Annotated in this window: 13 protein-coding genes and 3 pseudogenes; 6 read left to right on the top strand and 10 right to left on the bottom strand. The window is 69.0% G+C overall.

What is annotated here, in order from left to right; translation table 11 throughout:
* From HOP52_RS19185 to HOP52_RS19845, 6 genes and pseudogenes are all read left to right on the top strand, one after another.
* A pseudogene (locus HOP52_RS19185) lies at nucleotides 1-305 on the top strand (urocanate hydratase); the annotation flags it as partial.
* 55 nt (nucleotides 306-360) lie between these two features.
* Entirely contained in the window at nucleotides 361-1,494 is a 1,134-nt protein-coding gene (locus tag HOP52_RS19180; RefSeq protein ID WP_238979141.1) for a CaiB/BaiF CoA transferase family protein, read from the top strand.
* Entirely contained in the window at nucleotides 1,484-2,617 is a 1,134-nt protein-coding gene (locus HOP52_RS19175; RefSeq protein WP_238979140.1) for an acyl-CoA dehydrogenase family protein, read from the top strand. Before HOP52_RS19180 ends, HOP52_RS19175 begins: the two co-directional genes overlap by 11 nt.
* A 26-nt stretch (nucleotides 2,618-2,643) precedes the next feature.
* A complete protein-coding gene (locus tag HOP52_RS19170; protein WP_238979139.1) occupies nucleotides 2,644-3,393 on the top strand; it encodes an electron transfer flavoprotein subunit beta/FixA family protein in 750 nt (249 codons plus the stop codon).
* A gap of 28 nt (nucleotides 3,394-3,421) precedes the next feature.
* Nucleotides 3,422-4,369, top strand: coding sequence for an electron transfer flavoprotein subunit alpha/FixB family protein (locus HOP52_RS19165; protein ID WP_238979138.1), 948 nt, complete (start codon nucleotides 3,422-3,424; stop codon nucleotides 4,367-4,369).
* A gap of 4 nt (nucleotides 4,370-4,373) precedes the next feature.
* Nucleotides 4,374-4,463, top strand: a pseudogene (locus HOP52_RS19845) (ATP-dependent helicase C-terminal domain-containing protein); the annotation flags it as partial.
* 10 nt (nucleotides 4,464-4,473) lie between these two features.
* On the opposite strand, the gene HOP52_RS19160 reads toward HOP52_RS19845, so the two are convergent.
* The 10 genes and pseudogenes from HOP52_RS19160 to HOP52_RS19115 all read right to left on the bottom strand — a co-directional run.
* Nucleotides 4,474-7,392, bottom strand: coding sequence for a proton-conducting transporter transmembrane domain-containing protein (locus HOP52_RS19160; RefSeq protein WP_238979137.1), 2,919 nt, complete (start codon nucleotides 7,390-7,392; stop codon nucleotides 4,474-4,476).
* Nucleotides 7,389-7,673 (bottom strand): NADH-quinone oxidoreductase subunit K, encoded by a 285-nt coding sequence (locus tag HOP52_RS19155; protein WP_238979136.1) that lies wholly within the window; start codon nucleotides 7,671-7,673, stop codon nucleotides 7,389-7,391. Before HOP52_RS19155 ends, HOP52_RS19160 begins: the two co-directional genes overlap by 4 nt.
* The gene (locus HOP52_RS19150; protein WP_238979135.1) at nucleotides 7,670-8,593 is read right to left on the bottom strand and encodes a hydrogenase subunit MbhD domain-containing protein; all 924 of its coding nucleotides are present in this window, start codon (nucleotides 8,591-8,593) and stop codon (nucleotides 7,670-7,672) included. Before HOP52_RS19150 ends, HOP52_RS19155 begins: the two co-directional genes overlap by 4 nt.
* Nucleotides 8,593-8,943 (bottom strand): monovalent cation/H(+) antiporter subunit G, encoded by a 351-nt coding sequence (mnhG, locus tag HOP52_RS19145; RefSeq protein WP_238979134.1) that lies wholly within the window; start codon nucleotides 8,941-8,943, stop codon nucleotides 8,593-8,595. Before mnhG ends, HOP52_RS19150 begins: the two co-directional genes overlap by 1 nt.
* On the bottom strand, nucleotides 8,936-9,235 hold the full coding sequence (locus tag HOP52_RS19140; protein WP_238979133.1) for an MrpF/PhaF family protein: 300 nt from the start codon (nucleotides 9,233-9,235) through the stop codon (nucleotides 8,936-8,938). The genes mnhG and HOP52_RS19140 overlap by 8 nt, the downstream gene beginning before the upstream one ends.
* Nucleotides 9,232-9,726, bottom strand: coding sequence for a Na+/H+ antiporter subunit E (locus HOP52_RS19135; protein WP_238979132.1), 495 nt, complete (start codon nucleotides 9,724-9,726; stop codon nucleotides 9,232-9,234). The genes HOP52_RS19140 and HOP52_RS19135 overlap by 4 nt, the downstream gene beginning before the upstream one ends.
* Nucleotides 9,723-12,497 (bottom strand): cation-translocating P-type ATPase, encoded by a 2,775-nt coding sequence (locus HOP52_RS19130; RefSeq protein WP_238979131.1) that lies wholly within the window; start codon nucleotides 12,495-12,497, stop codon nucleotides 9,723-9,725. Before HOP52_RS19130 ends, HOP52_RS19135 begins: the two co-directional genes overlap by 4 nt.
* A 152-nt stretch (nucleotides 12,498-12,649) precedes the next feature.
* Nucleotides 12,650-13,996, bottom strand: coding sequence for a Na+/H+ antiporter family protein (locus HOP52_RS19125; RefSeq protein ID WP_238979130.1), 1,347 nt, complete (start codon nucleotides 13,994-13,996; stop codon nucleotides 12,650-12,652).
* 122 nt (nucleotides 13,997-14,118) lie between these two features.
* Nucleotides 14,119-15,666 (bottom strand): histidine ammonia-lyase, encoded by a 1,548-nt coding sequence (gene hutH, locus HOP52_RS19120; RefSeq protein WP_238979129.1) that lies wholly within the window; start codon nucleotides 15,664-15,666, stop codon nucleotides 14,119-14,121.
* Nucleotides 15,667-15,842: 176 nt separating this feature from the next.
* Nucleotides 15,843-16,147: pseudogene (locus HOP52_RS19115) on the bottom strand (urocanate hydratase); the annotation flags it as partial.

Below are 16,147 nucleotides of genomic sequence, written 5' to 3'. Positions count from 1 at the left end.
CCGAGGCGATGATGGACGGCTCCGACACCGTCTCCGACTGGCCGCTGCTCAACGCCCTGCTCAACACCGCGGGTGGCGCCACCTGGGTCTCCCTGCACCACGGCGGCGGCGTGGGCATGGGCTACTCCCAGCACGCCGGGGTGGTGATCGTCGCCGACGGCACCGACGACGCCCATGCCCGCCTGGGCCGGGTGCTGCGCAACGATCCGGGCACCGGGGTGATGCGCCACGCCGACGCCGGCTACGAGATCGCCAAGCAGTCCGCCCGGGACAACGGCCTCGACCTGCCGATGCTGGATAAGTAACGCCCATTTTCACGCCAAGGGCGCCGCCTCCGGCGCCCCCATCGGGAGAGAGACCATGCAACCCCTCAAAGGTGTGACCGTAATCGATCTATCGCGCTTTCTGGCCGGTCCCTACTGCACCGCCATGCTGGCCGACCTGGGCGCCAAGGTGATCAAGATCGAAACGCCCCAGGGCGACGACAGCCGCCAGATCGGGCCCTTCATCGATGGCGAGAGCGTCTACTTCTCGCTGCTCAACCGCGGCAAGTACAGCCTGACCCTGGACCTCAAGAGCGACGAGGGCAGGCAACGTTTCCATGCCCTCTGCGCGAGTGCCGATGTGCTGGTGGAGAATTTCCGCCCCGGCGTGGCGGCGCGGCTGGGTATCGACGAAGCGAGCCTGAAGGCGATCAATCCCGGCCTTATCTACTGCTCGATTTCCGGCTTCGGCCAGCAGGGGCCGCTGAGTGCCAAGCCGGCCTACGACATCATCGCCCAGGCGCTCTCCGGGATCATGTCGGTCACCGGCGAGGAGGGCGGAGCGCCGACCCGGGTCGGCGAGTCCCTGGGCGATATCTGTGCCGGCCTCTTCGCTAGCTGGTCGATCTGTGCGGCGTTGTTCGGGCGTGAGCGTGATCCGGAGCGCCAAGGCAGCAGCCTGGATGTGTCGATGCTCGACTGCCTCTTCTCCATGCAGGTCACCAACCTCTCCCAGTTTCTGGCCAGCGGCGCGGCGCCGGGCCCGGTGGGCAACCGCCATCCGTTGTCGGCACCCTTCGATAGCTTCCGAGCCAAGGATGGGCAGGTGATCATCGCCGTGGCCAACAATGCCCTCTTCGCCAGGCTGGCGAACTGCATGGGGGCGCCCGAGCTGGCGGAGGAGGAGGCCTTCCGCAGTGATGAGCGGCGCAATGCCAACCAGGCGGCCCTCAAGGCGCGTATCGAGGCCTGGGCCGGGCAGTACCGCGTCGAGGAGGTCTGTGAGCGTCTCGATGCGGTCGGCGTGCCCGTCTCGCCGATCTGGGATATCGCTCAGGCCGCGGCGTCTCCCCATGCCGCCGAACGGCAGCTGCTGCCACGCATCGGCGACCGGTCGGGCTCACCCCAGCCGGTGTTCTTCAACGGCCACAAGGCATATAGCCGGCGTCCGGCACCCGCCCTGGGCCAGCACAATACGTTGTTCGACGAGGTGACCTGCCATGAACTTTGAACTGACCGCCGATGCCATTGCCTTTCAGGATGCCGCTCATCGCGTCTCTGCCGAGGTGCTCAAGGCCAACGCCAAGCGCTACGACGAAACCGGCGACTTCTGTCGCGAGAGTCTCGATGCCCTGGGGGAGCTGGGCTTCTGGGGCATGAACCTGCCCGATGCCTATGGCGGCTTCGATCCGGGCAGCATCGCCATGTCCCTGGCGGTGGAGGAGGTGGCCTATCACTGTGCCGCCACCTGCTCCTCGCTGACCGCCCACTTCCTGGCCACCGACTCGGTGCTGCTGGGTGGCACCGAACAGCAGAAGCAGGAGCTGTTGCCGCTGTGCGCCAGCGGGGAGAAACTCGGCGCCTTCGCGCTGACCGAGCCCGGTGCCGGCTCCAACCCGGCCGAGATGCGCACCAAGGCGGTGCGGCGCGAGGGGGGCTGGCATCTCACCGGCACCAAGCACTACATCACCAATGGTGCCTACGCCGACTTCCTGGTGGTCTATGCCAAGACCGATGAGACCCAGGGCCACAAGGGAATCTCGGCCTTCCTGGTGGATCGCCATACCCTGGGTATCCAATTCTCGAGTCCCGAGAAGACCCTGGGGCTGCGTGGCAGCCACATCTATGAGATCAGCTTCGATTGCCAACTCTCCGAGGCCGCGCTGCTGGGTGAGGAGGGGCAGGGCTTCGCCACCGCCATGGCGGTACTGGATCGTGGTCGTGTCGAGGTGGCGGCCATGAGCGTGGGTATCGCCCGAGCTGCCTATGACGACTCCCTGGCCTGGGCCCGAGAGCGGGTGGTGGCCGGCAAGCCGCTGTGCCGGCATCAGGGCATTCAATGGATGCTGGCCGAGATGCACACCCAGTTGGAGGCGGCCAAGCTGGTCACCTATCAGGCGGCAGCGGCCCGGGACTCCGGTGGTCGCTTTAGTCTGGAGTCGGCGGTGGCCAAGCTGTTCGCCTCCGAGGCGGCGGCCAAGATCACCGATAGCGCGGTGCAGGTGCACGGTGGCTATGGCTATATCTGTGACCTGCCCATCGAGCGTTACTACCGGGATGCGCGCATCACTCGCATCTTCGAGGGTACCTCGGAGATCCAGAAGATCATTATTGGCCGGGCGATTACCGCCTGAGATCAGCCTCGTACAGGAGTATAAGGATGAAGATCCTCGTCGCGGTCAAACGCGTCATCGACTACAACGTCAAGATCCGGGTCAAGCCGGACCACTCCGACGTCGACCTCACCAACGTCAAGATGGCCATGAACCCCTTCTGCGAGATCGCCGTGGAAGAGGCGGTACGCCTGAAGGACAAGGGCGTGGCCACCGAGATCGTCGCCGTGACCGTCGGCCCCAAGGCCGCCCAGGAGCAGCTGCGCACCGCTCTGGCGCTGGGCGCCGACCGTGCCATTCATGTCGAGACCGACGCGCGCGTCGAATCGCTGGGCGCCGCCAAGGCGCTGGCCAAGGTGGTCGAGGCCGAGCAGCCGGGTCTGGTGATCCTGGGTAAGCAGGCCATCGACACCGACAACAACCAGACCGGCCAGATGCTTGCTGCCCTGACCGGCCTGCCCCAGGGCACCTTCGCCTCCGAGGTGGCCGTGGAGGGGGACAAGCTCCAGGTGACCCGCGAGATCGACGGCGGCCTGCAGACCCTCGAGCTCACGCTGCCGGCCATCGTTACCACCGACCTGCGCCTCAACGAGCCGCGCTACGCCAAGCTGCCCGACATCATGAAGGCCAAGAAGAAGCCGATGGACGTCAAGAGCCCGTCCGACCTCGGCGTCGAGGTGGCCTCCAAGGTCAAGCTGCTCAAGGTCGAGCCGCCGGCCGAGCGCCAGGGTGGCATCAAGGTGGGCTCCGTGGACGAGCTCGTGGACAAACTCAAGAACGAAGCCAAGGTGCTTTGAAAACGGCGCTTTGAGAGGAGATGAATTCATGAGCATTCTGGTACTCGCCGAACATCACGACGGCGCCCTGGCCGGCGCCACCGCCCACGTGGTCGCGGCGGCGCAGGCCATCGGCGGCGACATCGACGTCCTGGTGGCCGGCGAGAACGTCGCCGCCGTGGCCGAGGCCGCGGCCAAGCTCGACGGCGTGGCCAAGGTGCGCCTGGCCGACCACGCCGCCTATGCCCACCTGCTGGCCGAGCCCACCGCGGCGCTGCTCAACGAGCTGGTCGGCGACTACACCCACCTGCTGGCGGCGGCCTCCACCACCGGCAAGAACGTCCTGCCGCGCGTCGCCGCGCTCAAGGGCGTCAGCCAGCTCTCCGAAATCATCGGCGTGGAGAGCGCCGACACCTTCCAGCGGCCGATCTACGCCGGCAACGCCATCGCCACCGTGCAGAGCGGCGATCCGCTCAAGGTGATCACCGTGCGCACTACCGGCTTCGATGCGGCCGGCTCTCTACAAGAGGGTAGCAGCGCCGACATCGAGGCGGTGGACCTGTCCTTCACGAATGGGGCCGACAATGCCCAGTCCACCTTCGTCAAGGAGACGCTGGCCCAGTCCGACCGCCCCGAGCTGGGGGCCGCCAAGGTGGTGATCTCCGGCGGCCGCGGCATGGGCAACGGCGAGAACTTCACGCTTCTCGACGGTATCGCCGACAGGCTGGGCGCGGCCATCGGCGCCTCCCGCGCCGCGGTGGACGCCGGCTTCGTGCCCAACGACATGCAGGTGGGCCAGACGGGCAAGATCGTTGCGCCCGAGCTCTACATCGCCGTGGGCATCTCGGGGGCCATCCAGCACCTGGCCGGCATGAAGGACTCCAAGGTGATCGTCGCCATCAACAAGGACGAGGAGGCGCCGATCTTCCAGGTGGCGGACTATGGATTAGTGGCGGACCTCTTCGAGGCGCTGCCGGAGCTGGAAAGCAAGCTGTAAGGGGCACGAAATGCGCGGCCGCTACCCCAAGCACCCCTGGCCGGAAGACCCCGCCACCGCCGAGGCCACCGCCCGCACCAAGCGGCGCGGGTAGCGCCGGCCACTCAACCCGGGACCAGACTCGCCAGCCCCATGGCGAGCGCCAGTAGCCCCAGGCTGATGCCGAAGGCGGGCCAGGGCAGCAGCCAGGCGTCGGCGCGGCGCAGCTGCCAACCCAGGGTGCGAAGCTGTCGCGCCTGGCGATGGGCGTGGCGCTCGCTGCGGCGTCGCCAGGCGTCCCGGTGGAGGGCGATGCGGGCGTGTAGGCGGTGCGCCGGCAGCGCCATGCCGGCCAGTGCCAGGGCCGTCAGCGGCGCCAGCATACCCTTGAGCACGGCGTCGCCGGGGTGAGCGGTCATGGGGGCCGCCGCCTGCCAGCCCCAGGGGAGCAGGGCGGCGGCGATTCCCAGCCCCCACCAGCCGAGCCATAGCCCGCGTGGCAGAGCGGGCGAATTTGCGTCCGATGTCGGCTGGCGTTGGAGCAGCCAGAACAGCCGCAGCATCAGCAGTCCGGTGGCGATCCCGCTGAGGGTGATCGGCCAGCTGGGCAGGTCGCTGCCGTCCAGTGCCGTTTCCATCCCGGCCTTGATCCATATGCCGCCGGTCAGCGGGACGCCGGCCAGGGTCAGCGCCGGCAGCAGCATGCCCAGCAGCACCCAGCGGCGGTTCGTGCCCGACGTTCGGGGCAGCATGCCGGTACCCAGAAACAGCGCCGCTTTGGCCAGGGCGTGTACGGTCACCAGCAGCAGCAGCACGCTCAGGGCGTCGGCGTGTGGGCTCTCCAGCAGCACCAGCCCCAGTAGCGCGGTGATCAGCCCCATCTGGCTGACGCTCGACCAGGCCAGCAGCGACTTGGGCCGATCCTGTGGCAGCCCGCGCAGGGCGCCATAGAGGGCGGCGAGCAGCCCAACCGTCACCAGCGGCAGGCCCCAGTCGGCGACGCCCGCGGCCTCCGGTAGCAGGCGCAGCGCGCCCAGTACGCCGGCCTTGATCATCAGCCCCGAGAGCACGGCGCTGGCCATGGGAGGGGCCACCGGGTGGGCCGGCGGCAGCCAGGCGTGCACGCCGATCACCCCGGCCTTGATGGCGAGTCCCGCCGCCAGGCAGGCCAGCGCCAGCGGAGGCATGCCGTCCGCCGCCAGCGCGGTAAAGCGCAGGTCGGTGCCGGTTGTGGCCACCAGTGCCAGGCCCGCCAGCATGGCGACTTCGGCCAGCAGCATCATGGTCAGGTAGCCGGCGCCGGCGCGCCTGGCGTGCGGGGTGCCGTGGTGCTGCACCAGTGCCCAGCCGAGCAGGCTAAGCAGGGCCACGCCGATGTAGAAGGTCAGTAGGTCCTGGGCCAGCAGCGTCAGGGCGTGAGCCAATGCCGCCGCGAGCAGCAGCCGTAACAGGCGGTCAGGGGCCGGGAAGTGGGCGCGCCAGCGGGCGGCAACGCCGATCGCCAGCGGCCAGATCGCCAGCGCCGGCAGCAGGAAGGCGAGGCCGAGTGGGTCCGGCCAGGGCAGCGCCAGGCGAATTCCCCCCGCCGCCAACAGTGCGGCCGGGCCGAGCAGCCAGGCCAGCAGGGCCAGGCCCAGGGCCAACTGCGTTAGCCGGGCGATAAGCTGGCTAGGCTCACCCCGGGGGGAGAGCCTGGGAAGCGACGCTGGGGCAGCGCAAACCGGCCGGAGCGCGAGGTCGAGTAGCCGGCAGAGCCAGGCGGCGGTCAGCAGGGTGCCCAGCAGTAGGCTGAGCCCGATCATCGGTCGACCCTCGGCGATGGCCGCCTGCAGCAGCCACCACTTGCCGACGAAGCCGCCGGTCGGGGGGATGCCTACCAGGCTGATGCCGGCCAGGGCCACCGCCAGCCAGGCCAGCGGCAGCGGTGTCGCGCTGCCGGTCAGCCCCGCCAGGCGGTCGTGCCCATGGGCGGTGGCGATGGCGCCAGCGGCCAGGAACAGCGCGGCCTTGGCCAGGCCGTGGGCCAGCAGCATCAGTAGGGCGCCTGCCGTGGCCATATTCTCGGTGCTGCCGCTGCCGGGCCATCCTTGGCTACCGGCCAGGCCAAGTAACAGCAAGGCGTAGCCGCTCTGCGACAGGGTGGACCAGGCGATCATCAGCTTGAGGCGCGTCTGCAGCAGCGCCTGCAGACCGCCCCAGATCAGAGCGGCACTGCCCAGCAGCGTCAGCAGCTCGCGAAGGGGAAGTCGTAGGGCGGCGAAGGGGCCGAGCCAGAGTCGCCATAGAATGAACAGCGCTGCGGCGACCACCGTGGCGGAGAGCATGGCGCTGACCGGTGGTCGGGCTCGGGCGTGGGCGGCAGGCAGCCAGGCGTGCAGCGGCACCATGGCGGCCTTGATCAGCAGCCCCAGGCTGATCGCCACCGCCGCCAGGCGGGTCGCGCCCCCGTCATCGAGCTGCTCGGCCAGCAGCGTCATGTCCAGGCGGGCAGTCTGACCGTAGAGCAGCGCGACCCCCAGCAGATAGAGCAGCGAAGCCAGCAGCGAGGCGAGCAGGTAGCGCAGGGCGGCTCGCCCTTGGGGGTCGTACCGCGACAGCGCGACCAGCCCCACCGCCGCCAGCGCCACCAGTTCCAGCGTCACGTAGAGATTGAACAGGTCGCGGGAGAGCAGCAGGGCGTTGAGTCCGCCCCACAGCAGCCACCACAGGCTCCACAGGTAGCGGTCCCGCTGGATCTCGGGATCGTGAAGCAGGGCCAGGCTGCCGGCACCCGCCACTAGCGCCGTCATGCCCAGCATCAAGGCGCCGGAGACGTCGAGCCGCCAGAGGATGCCGACCGGCGGCTGCCAGCCGCCCACGGCGATCGTGCCGATGGACTGCGGCAGCAGCGAGAGGGCAGCGGCGGCCAGAGCGATCCCGATGGCGGCAAGGCCGACCATCACCTGCCGGCGTGGGCTGCCCAGCCCGAAAAAGGCGGCCAGCGCCAGCCCCAGCGGCAGGACCACGAGCAGCGGAAGCGACCAGGCCGTCAGCGTCTCGATCATGGCGACTGCCCGGGGTCGCGGTGACGTCCCTGGCCATGCACCACCAGGGCCAGGGCCGCCGCCGTGGTGCTGACTGCCACCACGATGCCGGTCAGCACCATGGCGTGGGGCACCGGGTCGATCCCCTCGGCGCTCTGGGCCAGGGTCACCAGCAGCAGGAAGACGGCGCTGGCCAGCACGTTGAGGGCCAGCACCCGGCGCAGCGGGTCGGCGAAACGGAACAGGCCGACCAGCGCCATGGCGCACAGCACGGCGGCCAGCAGGGCGTAGAAGGCGCTCATCGCCCCGGCTCCCCGTAGAGGTAGAAGGCCATCATCATCAGGGCGATGGAGAGCGCCGTGGCCACCTCGATGGCCAGGATCAGGGGCGCGGCCAGCGGGGTGGGAATGGCAAAGAAGGTACCGGTGATCAGTAGCCCGCCCAGGGCCACGGCAAGAAACATCATCAAGCCGGCGGCCAGCAGGGCCCGCAGCCGGCGCTGGTAGCGCTCACGGTGCATCCAGGGCACGCTGTCGGTGAGCAGCAGCAGTACCCCGCCGGCCCCCAGCACGGCCCCGGCGGGGAAAGCGCCTCCGGGGGCGTGGCTGCCGCGCCACAGCAGATAGGCCGATACCAGCAGGAACAGCGGATGCAGCAGGTGCGTCAGGGCCGGCAGCCCCGGCAGCGCCGTGGCCGGGGCGAAGGAGCGCAGGGCCGGTCCCAGCGACCAGACCAGTGCCACGGCGGTCAGCATTACGGCCACTTCCAGCAGGGTGTCCAGGCCGCGCAGGTTGAGCAGCACCGCCGTGACCTCGTGGGCAACGCCGGTGGCCGCCAGGTCGCTTGCCACCTCCCGGGCGAGGCCCGGCCGTGGCAGGCGATGTGCCACCCAGCCGAGCCAGACGGCGAGCATCCCGGCCGCGGCCAGGGCCTGAAGCTGCAGCGGCCGCTGCCAGGGACGCAGCAGGTGACGCGGCTCGGGGTGCCGAGGCAATCTGCCCAGCGCCGAGAGCAGCAGGGCCCCGGTGACCCCGGCGCCGATGGCGGCCTCCGCCAGGGCGATATCGGGCGCGGAGAGGCGCACCCAGACCAGCGCCATCAGCAGGCCGAAGACCATGAAGCTGACCACCGCGGCGAAGCGGTGGTGACCGAACAGGGTCTGCCAGGCCAGCCAGATCAGACCGACGGCCAGCAGCAGGTCGAATGCCCAGCTCAGCGCCATCACCTTGCCGTCGGCCGCCGCGGTGCTGGCCGCTCGCTCGTTGGGGCGGCGGGGGTTCGCGGCGTGATGCCGCAGGCCAGGGCGGTAGCGGCGATCAGCGTCGCACCGATGCTGGAGGCCACCAGCATCAGCAGCCAGATCAGCAGGTACTTCAGGGCGGCGGCGAGGCTGCCCGCCTGCACGGCGAGGCCCAGGCAGATCAGGCCGAGTCCCAGGGTGTCGGCCTTGGTCAGCGCATGCAGGCGCGCATAGACATCTGGGAAGCGGACCAGGCCGAGGCTGCCGGCCACGAAGAAGGGCAGGCCGATCAGCACCAGCGCGGAACCGAACCAGGCCAAGAGCTCAGTCACGGCGTGCCTCCTCGCGGGCGCTGCGATCCTCGTGAAGCAGCGTCCAGGTGCGGGTAACGAAGTTGGCGGTGGCGATGGCCGCTAACAGGGCGAAGAGTAGCGCCACGTCCACCAGGGCCGGCAGCTCGAGGGCGGCGCCCAGCAACAGCAGCACGGCGATCGCCGAGGTGCTGATCAGCTCGGCGGCGAGCATGCGGTCGGCGCTGGTGGGGCCGCGCCAGATGCGCCAGGCGCCGACCCCGGCGTTGGCCAGCAGCAGCGTCGCGGCGGCGAGATACAGGGTCGTGGTCATGGGCTTGCCTCCCGGTGCTGGGCCACGCCGTAAAGGCGTGCGATCCGCCGCTCGAGGCGCCGCAGCGAGCCCGGGGTGTCGTCCTGGTAGTGCAGCACATGGACGTGCAGGGCGTCCTGGGAGAGGCGCAGGGTCAGGGTGCCCGGCACCAGGTTGAGCAGACTGGCCATGAACAGCCGGGCCGGGCCCTCGGGTAACTGCTGCCAGGGGTATTCGATCACCCGGGTATCGAGTGCCAGTTGTCGCCGGCAGGCCAGGCCGGCCACCTGCAGGCCGCCACGCAGCGACAGCCACAGGGCATGGGGCAGGAAGGTAAGCGCAGCCAAGAGTCGCCAGCGCCAGGCACCGGGCGGCGGCATCAGCCCTGCCGTCACCACGATGACCGGTAGGCCCCAGGCCCAGGCGCGCGGGTCGCCGGCGCTCAGCGCCCACCACAGCAGGGCTAGTGCGGTGAGGCGCCAGGCCCAGGCCTGCCATCGACGCCCGGTCACGAGGCCTCGGTGCTGGCCCGGTTACGGCCGCCCGAGGCCGGGCTGGCGGAGGCGTGTCGGCGCCGCAGGACCCACTTCTCGCCCTCCACGATCAAAAAGATCGCCACGCTGCCGGTGAGGATCACCAGCCAGTGGCCGACACCCAGGGCGTCGCTAGCGAAGATGAACTGCATGAACGGCAGGTAGGTCCAGCCAAGCTGGATCATCACCACCAGGGCGATGGCGATCCACACCGGGCGGCTGCCGAAGATGCCCTTGATCGACAGCGAGCTGGCGACCATGAACCGGCTGTTGATCAGGTAGGCGGCGCTGCCCATCACCAGCATGTTCACCGCGCCGGTGCGCGCCAGCTCCTCGCTGCCCTGCTGATAGGTGAAGATCCAGGTGAACATGCCGAACACCCCGACCAGCAGCAGGACCGAGACGAACACCACTCGCCACAGCAGGAAGAGGTCGAGCAGGGCGGCGTCGGGATCGCGGGGTTGGCGCTGCATGAGGTCTGATTCGGCATCCTCGAAGGCCAGGGCCAGCCCCAGGGTGACCGCCACCACCATGTTGACCCATAGCGCCTGCAGTGGCGTCACCGGCAGCAGGGTGCCGCCCAGCACCGCCAGCATGATGGCCAGTCCCTGGCCGCCATTGGTGGGCAGGATGAAAGTGATGGTCTTGCGGATATTGTCGTAGACCTTGCGGCCCTCTTCGATGGCACTGACGATGGTGGCGAAATTGTCATCGGCGAGCACCATCTCGGCCGCCTCCTTGGCCGCCTCGGTGCCCTGGATGCCCATGGCCACGCCGACATCGGCGCGCTTGAGCGCCGGGCCGTCGTTGACGCCGTCGCCGGTCATGGCGCAGATACCGCCCTGGGCCTGCATGGCCTTGACCAGCCGCAGCTTGTGCTCGGGAGCGGCGCGGGCGAAGACATCCACCTCCAGGATGCAGTCCTCGAGCTCCTCGTCGCTCATCGCCTCCAGTTCACGCCCGGTGACGGCGCGGTCGGTGTGGGCGAAACCCAGCTGCTTGGCGATGGCCTGGGCGGTCGCGGCATGATCGCCGGTAACCATCACCGGACGAATGCCGGCGCCGAGACACTGCTTGACGGCTTCGATGGCCTCGTCGCGAGGCGGGTCGAGCAGCCCCACCAGGCCCAGCAGCACCAGGCCCTCTTCAGCGTGTTCGTCACTCAATTCGCCGGAGATGCCTTCGCCATCCTTTTCCGCCAGCGCCAGTACCCGCAGGCCCCGGGAGGAGAGCTTGTGAATGCGGGTCTCCCAGGTGCTGTGGTCCAGCTCGCTGTCGCCGTTGTCGCCGCGCACCTTGTGACACATCTCCAGCAGGCGATCCGGGGCGCCCTTGACCAGCAGCCGGCTGCCATCCAGATCGTTGAGTGTGGCCATGTACTTGCGCTCGGACTCGAAGGGGATGGCGTCACGGCGCGGGTGGGTGTCGCGCAGCTCGGCGGTCTCGAGCCCGGCCTTGGCGGCGGCCACCACCAGGGCGCCTTCGGTGGGGTCACCATGAATGGTCCAGCGGCCCTCTTCCTTGGCCAGCTCGGCGTCGTTGCACAGTGTGCCCACCTTGAGGAAGTAGGCCAGCGCCGGGTGGTCGTCGAGGGAGATCGGCTCGCCGTTGGCGTCGCTTTCCGGGTCTTGGGGGGCGGCATGCAGCTTACCCTCCGGCGCGAAGCCGATGCCGGAGAGCCGGAACTCCCCGTCGGGGAGCCAGATGGCCTGGGCGGTCATCTCGTTGCGGGTCAGGGTGCCGGTCTTGTCGGAGAAGATCGTCGAGATGGACCCCAGCGTCTCTACCGCCGGCAGCCGGCGGATGATGGCGTTGCGCCGGGCCATCACCTGCACGCCCAGCGCCAGGGTGATGGTGACGATGGCCGGCAGGCCCTCGGGGATGGCGGCCACTGCCAGCCCCACGGCGGCCATGAACATCTCGCCCAGGGGCTGGTCGTGCACCAGGGCACCGAAGGCGCCGGTGATGGCGGCGGCACCCAGAATGAATATGGCCAGCACCCGGCCGGCCCGGTCGAGCTGTTGAAGCAGCGGTGTCTTGAGCTGTTCCACACCGCGCAGCATCTCCGAGATACGCCCGATCTCGCTGCGGATGCCGGTTTCCACTACCAGTCCCCGGGCGTTGCCCTGAACCACGATGGTGCTGGCGTAGGCCATGCCGTGGCGATCACCGAGGTCGGCTTCGTCGTCCACGCTCTCGCAGTTCTTGTCGACCGGGGTCGATTCGCCGGTGAGGGCCGCCTCCTCGGTACGCAGCCGCTTGGCCTCGATCAACCGCAGGTCCGCGGGCACCCGGTCGCCGCTTTCGATCATGACGATATCGCCCGGCACCAGCTCTTCGGCCGGGATCGTGCGTCGCTTGCCGCTACGCAGCACGTTGGCCTGGGGGGAGAGCATGTTGCGGATGCTCTCCAGCGCCTGCTCGGCCTTGCCCTCCTGAATGAAGCCGATCAGGGCGATGATGAGCACTACGCCCAGGATGGCGAAGGCGTCGAGTGTGTGGCCCAGCAGCAGGCTGGCCACGGCGGCGACCACCAGGATCAGCATCAGGATGTTGTTGAACTGCTCCAGCAGACGACGCCACCAGGGCCGGCTCTGGGCTTGCTTCAGGCGGTTGGGGCCGTACTCCTGCAGGCGGGAGCGGGCCTCGTCGTCGGTCAGCCCCTCGGGAGAGCTGGTCAGCTTTTTCAGGGCCTCCTCGCCGGGCAGCGAATGCCAGGCGGTGCGTGGGGTATCGCGGTGTTCGGGCATCCGTTTCCTCCGGCAGGGGATCGTGCACAAGCAGCTGGCTGAAGGTGTAGCATAGACTATGCTGCACTGCGGTGATGCAGGACAAGGTCTGCTCGCTAACACCTTCAGCCGTTGCGGCTAGGGCCCATCATACCGAAAGGTCGGCGCTGTGCTCAGAGGATCATGGCGGCGACCCAGCCGAAGGCGATCAGCGGAATATTGTAGTGCAGGAAGGTGGGCACCACGCTGTCCCAGATATGGTCGTGCTGGCCGTCGGCGTTGAGGCCGGCGGTAGGGCCGAGCGTCGAGTCGGAGGCCGGCGAGCCGGCGTCCCCCAGGGCGGCGGCGGTACCCACGAGTGCCACGGTGGCCATGGGCGAGAAGCCGAAGCCCAGCGCCAGGGGCACGTAGAGCGAGGCGATGATGGGGATCGTCGAGAACGACGAGCCGATGCCCATGGTGATAAACAGGCCGACCAGCAGCATCACCAGGGCCGCCAGGCCGCGGTTGTCGCCGATCATCGCCGCGGAGCTGGCGACCAGTCCTTCCACCTCGCCGCTGGCCTGCATGACCCCGGCGAAGCCCGCTGCCGAGATCATGATGAAGCCCACCAGCGCCATCATGCGCATGCCTTCGGTGAAGATGCCATCCTGCTCATGCCAGTGGAAGACGCCGCTCACCGAGAGCAGGGCGAAGCCGAACAGCCCGCCGATCACCATGGAACCGGTCAGCAGCTGGATCGCCACGGTGCCGCCGAGCGCCACGGCCAGTATGCCGAGCTGCCAGGGCGCCAGATGGCGCGCCGCCTCGGCGGGCGTTTCGTCGCCGTGGGCCAGGTCGCGGTCCTCGTAATGGCGCGGCTTGCGGTAGCTGAACAGCACCGCCACGGCCAGGCCCAGCGCCATGCCGCCAATGGGAATCACCATGGCCATGGGCACCATCTGGCGGGTCACCTCCAGGCCCAGGGCGGCACCGCTCTCGTTGAGGTTGGCCAGCAGGATATCGTTGAGGAAGATCGAGCCGAAGCCCACCGGCAGCAGCATATAGGGGGCGGTGATGCCGAAGGTGATCACGCAGGCCGCCACGCGGCGATCGAGATCGAGATGGTTCATCAGCTTGAGCAGCGGCGGCACCAGCACCGGAATGAAGGCGATATGCACCGGGATCAGGTTCTGGGAGCTGACCGCCGCGGCGAGCAGGGCGCCGAGCAGGGTGAGGGTGACCAGCCGACGGTTGCCGCTATCCTCATCCAGGCTGAGGCCGCGGATGGCTCGGCTGGAGAGCATTTCGGTGACGCCGGAACGGGACAGGGCGACGGCGAAGGCGCCCAGCACCGCGTAGGAGAGGGCGATGGTCGCGCCGTTGCCGAGTCCGTCGTTGAAGGCGTCGAGGATCTCGCCCAGGGGCATGCCGGCGTAGAGGCCGCCGACCAGGCTGGCGGTGATCAGCGCAAAGACAACGGAGACTCGGGCAAGACTCAGGCAGACCATGACCAGGATGGCCAGAACGATGGCATTCATGGGTGGCTCTTGTCGTTGGAGGTGTGTGGGAAGGCTGCATGGCAGCGGGCAAAAAGGGCGCCGAGCCCGGGGCGAGGCCCCGGGCGGGCGCATGGTCGCTCAGCGTCAGCGTGATCGGGAGATCAGTGGCTGGGCAGCAGCGTGTCGGGCACCAGTGAGCTGAGCACGCGTGAGCCAAGCAGCTCGGTTGCCGCCTCGATATCGGGGGCGAAGAAGCGGTCCTTGTCGTAGTGGCCGACCCGCTCGCGCAGGGTGGCGCGGGCCCCTTCCAGGGACTCGGTGGTGGTGAGGCGCTGGCCATTGGCGCCGGTACGCAGGTCCAGCCCCTGGCAGGCGGCCAGCCACTCGATGGCGACGATGCCACGCACATTGGCGGCCATCTCCCACAGGCGCTTGCCGGCGGCCGGGGCCATGGAGACATGGTCCTCCTGGTTGGCGGAGGTGGGCAGGCTATCGACGCTGTGCGGGTGGGCCAGGGCCTTGTTCTCGCTGGCCAGGGCGGCCGCCGTGACCTGGGCGATCATAAAGCCGGAGTTGACCCCGCCTTTCTCCACCAGGAAGGGCGGCAGCTGGGACATATGCTTGTCCATCATCAGCGAGATGCGCCGTTCGGTGAGGGAGCCGATCTCGGCGATGGCCAGGGCGATATTGTCCGCCACCATGGCCACCGGCTCGGCGTGGAAGTTGCCGCCGGAGATGATGTCGTCGTCCTCGGCGAAGACCAGGGGGTTGTCGGAGACCGCATTGAGCTCGACGGCCAGCACCTCGGCGGCCTGGCGCAGCTGGGTCAGGGCGGCGCCCATCACCTGGGGCTGGCAGCGCAGGGAGTAGGGGTCCTGCACCCGGTCACACTGGGCGTGGGAATCACCGATGGCGCTGCGCTCCCCCAGCAGGTGGCGGTAGGCGGCGGCGGCATCGATCTGCCCCTGCTGGCCACGCACCTCGTGAATCCGCGCATCGAAGGGCGAGCGGGAGCCGAGGGTCGCCTCCACGGTGAGGGCGCCGCAGACGGTGGCGGCGGCATGCAGGTCTTCCGCCTCGAAGAGGCCGCGCAGGGCGTAGGCGGTGGAGACCTGGGTGCCGTTGAGCAGCGCCAGGCCCTCCTTGGGGGCGAGGTTCAGGGGCTCGAGGCCGGCCACCTTCAGGGCCTCACGAGCGGACAGCCATTCGCCCTTGTGGCGGGCCTTGCCCTCGCCGAGCAGCACCACGCTCATATGGGCGAGCGGTGCCAGGTCGCCGGAGGCGCCCACCGACCCCTTGAGGGGGATATGCGGGTAGACCTCGGCGTTGATCAGGGTCACCAGGGCGTCGAGCACCTCGCGGCGGATGCCGGAGAAGCCGCGGGCCAGGCTATTGACCTTGAGCACCATGATCAGGCGCACCAGGGCGTCCTCCATGGGCTCGCCGACGCCGGTGGAGTGCGACAGCACCAGGGAGCGCTGCAGGTCCTCCAGCTCCTCGTTGGCGATGCGGGTCTGGGCCAGCAGGCCGAAGCCGGTGTTGATGCCGTAGACGGTGCGATTCTCCGCCACCACGCGGTTGACGCAGTCGACGCTGCGCTGGATGGCGGCATCGGCGCTGGCCGGCAGGCTCACCTGCAGCGGCGCCTCATAGACCCGGCGGGCCTGGGCCAGGGTCATCTTGCCGGGTTGGATCTCGAGATGTGTCATAAGGGGGATTCCTGAAAATTCGTGTGCGGCAAGAGCGATAAGCGATTCCGGCGACAAGCCCCGAGGTGTCGGACCATCGCGAGGGCGCTGTAAACCCCTCCCTGGGCGCTACATTCGCCATCCATGGCGAATGACCCTCGTTTCGCCTTGTCCCCGGTGCTTATCGCCGGGTGTCCTTACTTATCCAGCATCGGCAAGTCGAGGCCGTTGTCCCGGGCGGACTGCTTGGCGATCTCGTAGCCGGCGTCGGCATGACGCATCACCCCGGTGCCCGGGTCGTTGCGCAGCACCCGGCCCAGACGGGCGTGGGCGTCGTCGGTGCCGTCGGCGACGATCACCACCCCGGCGTGCTGGGAGTAACCCATGCCCACGCCGCCGCCGTGGTGCAGGGAGACCCAGGTGGCGCCACCCGCGGTGTTGAGCAGGGCGTTGAGCAGCGGCCAGTCGGAGACGGTGTCGGAGCCGTCCATCATCGCCTCGG

Source organism: Billgrantia campisalis, assembly GCF_022341425.1.
In the GTDB taxonomy this organism is placed as follows: domain Bacteria; phylum Pseudomonadota; class Gammaproteobacteria; order Pseudomonadales; family Halomonadaceae; genus Halomonas; species Halomonas campisalis.
The sequence above is the reverse complement of the archived record's forward strand: the minus strand, read 5'-3'. Positions and strand labels throughout refer to the sequence as shown.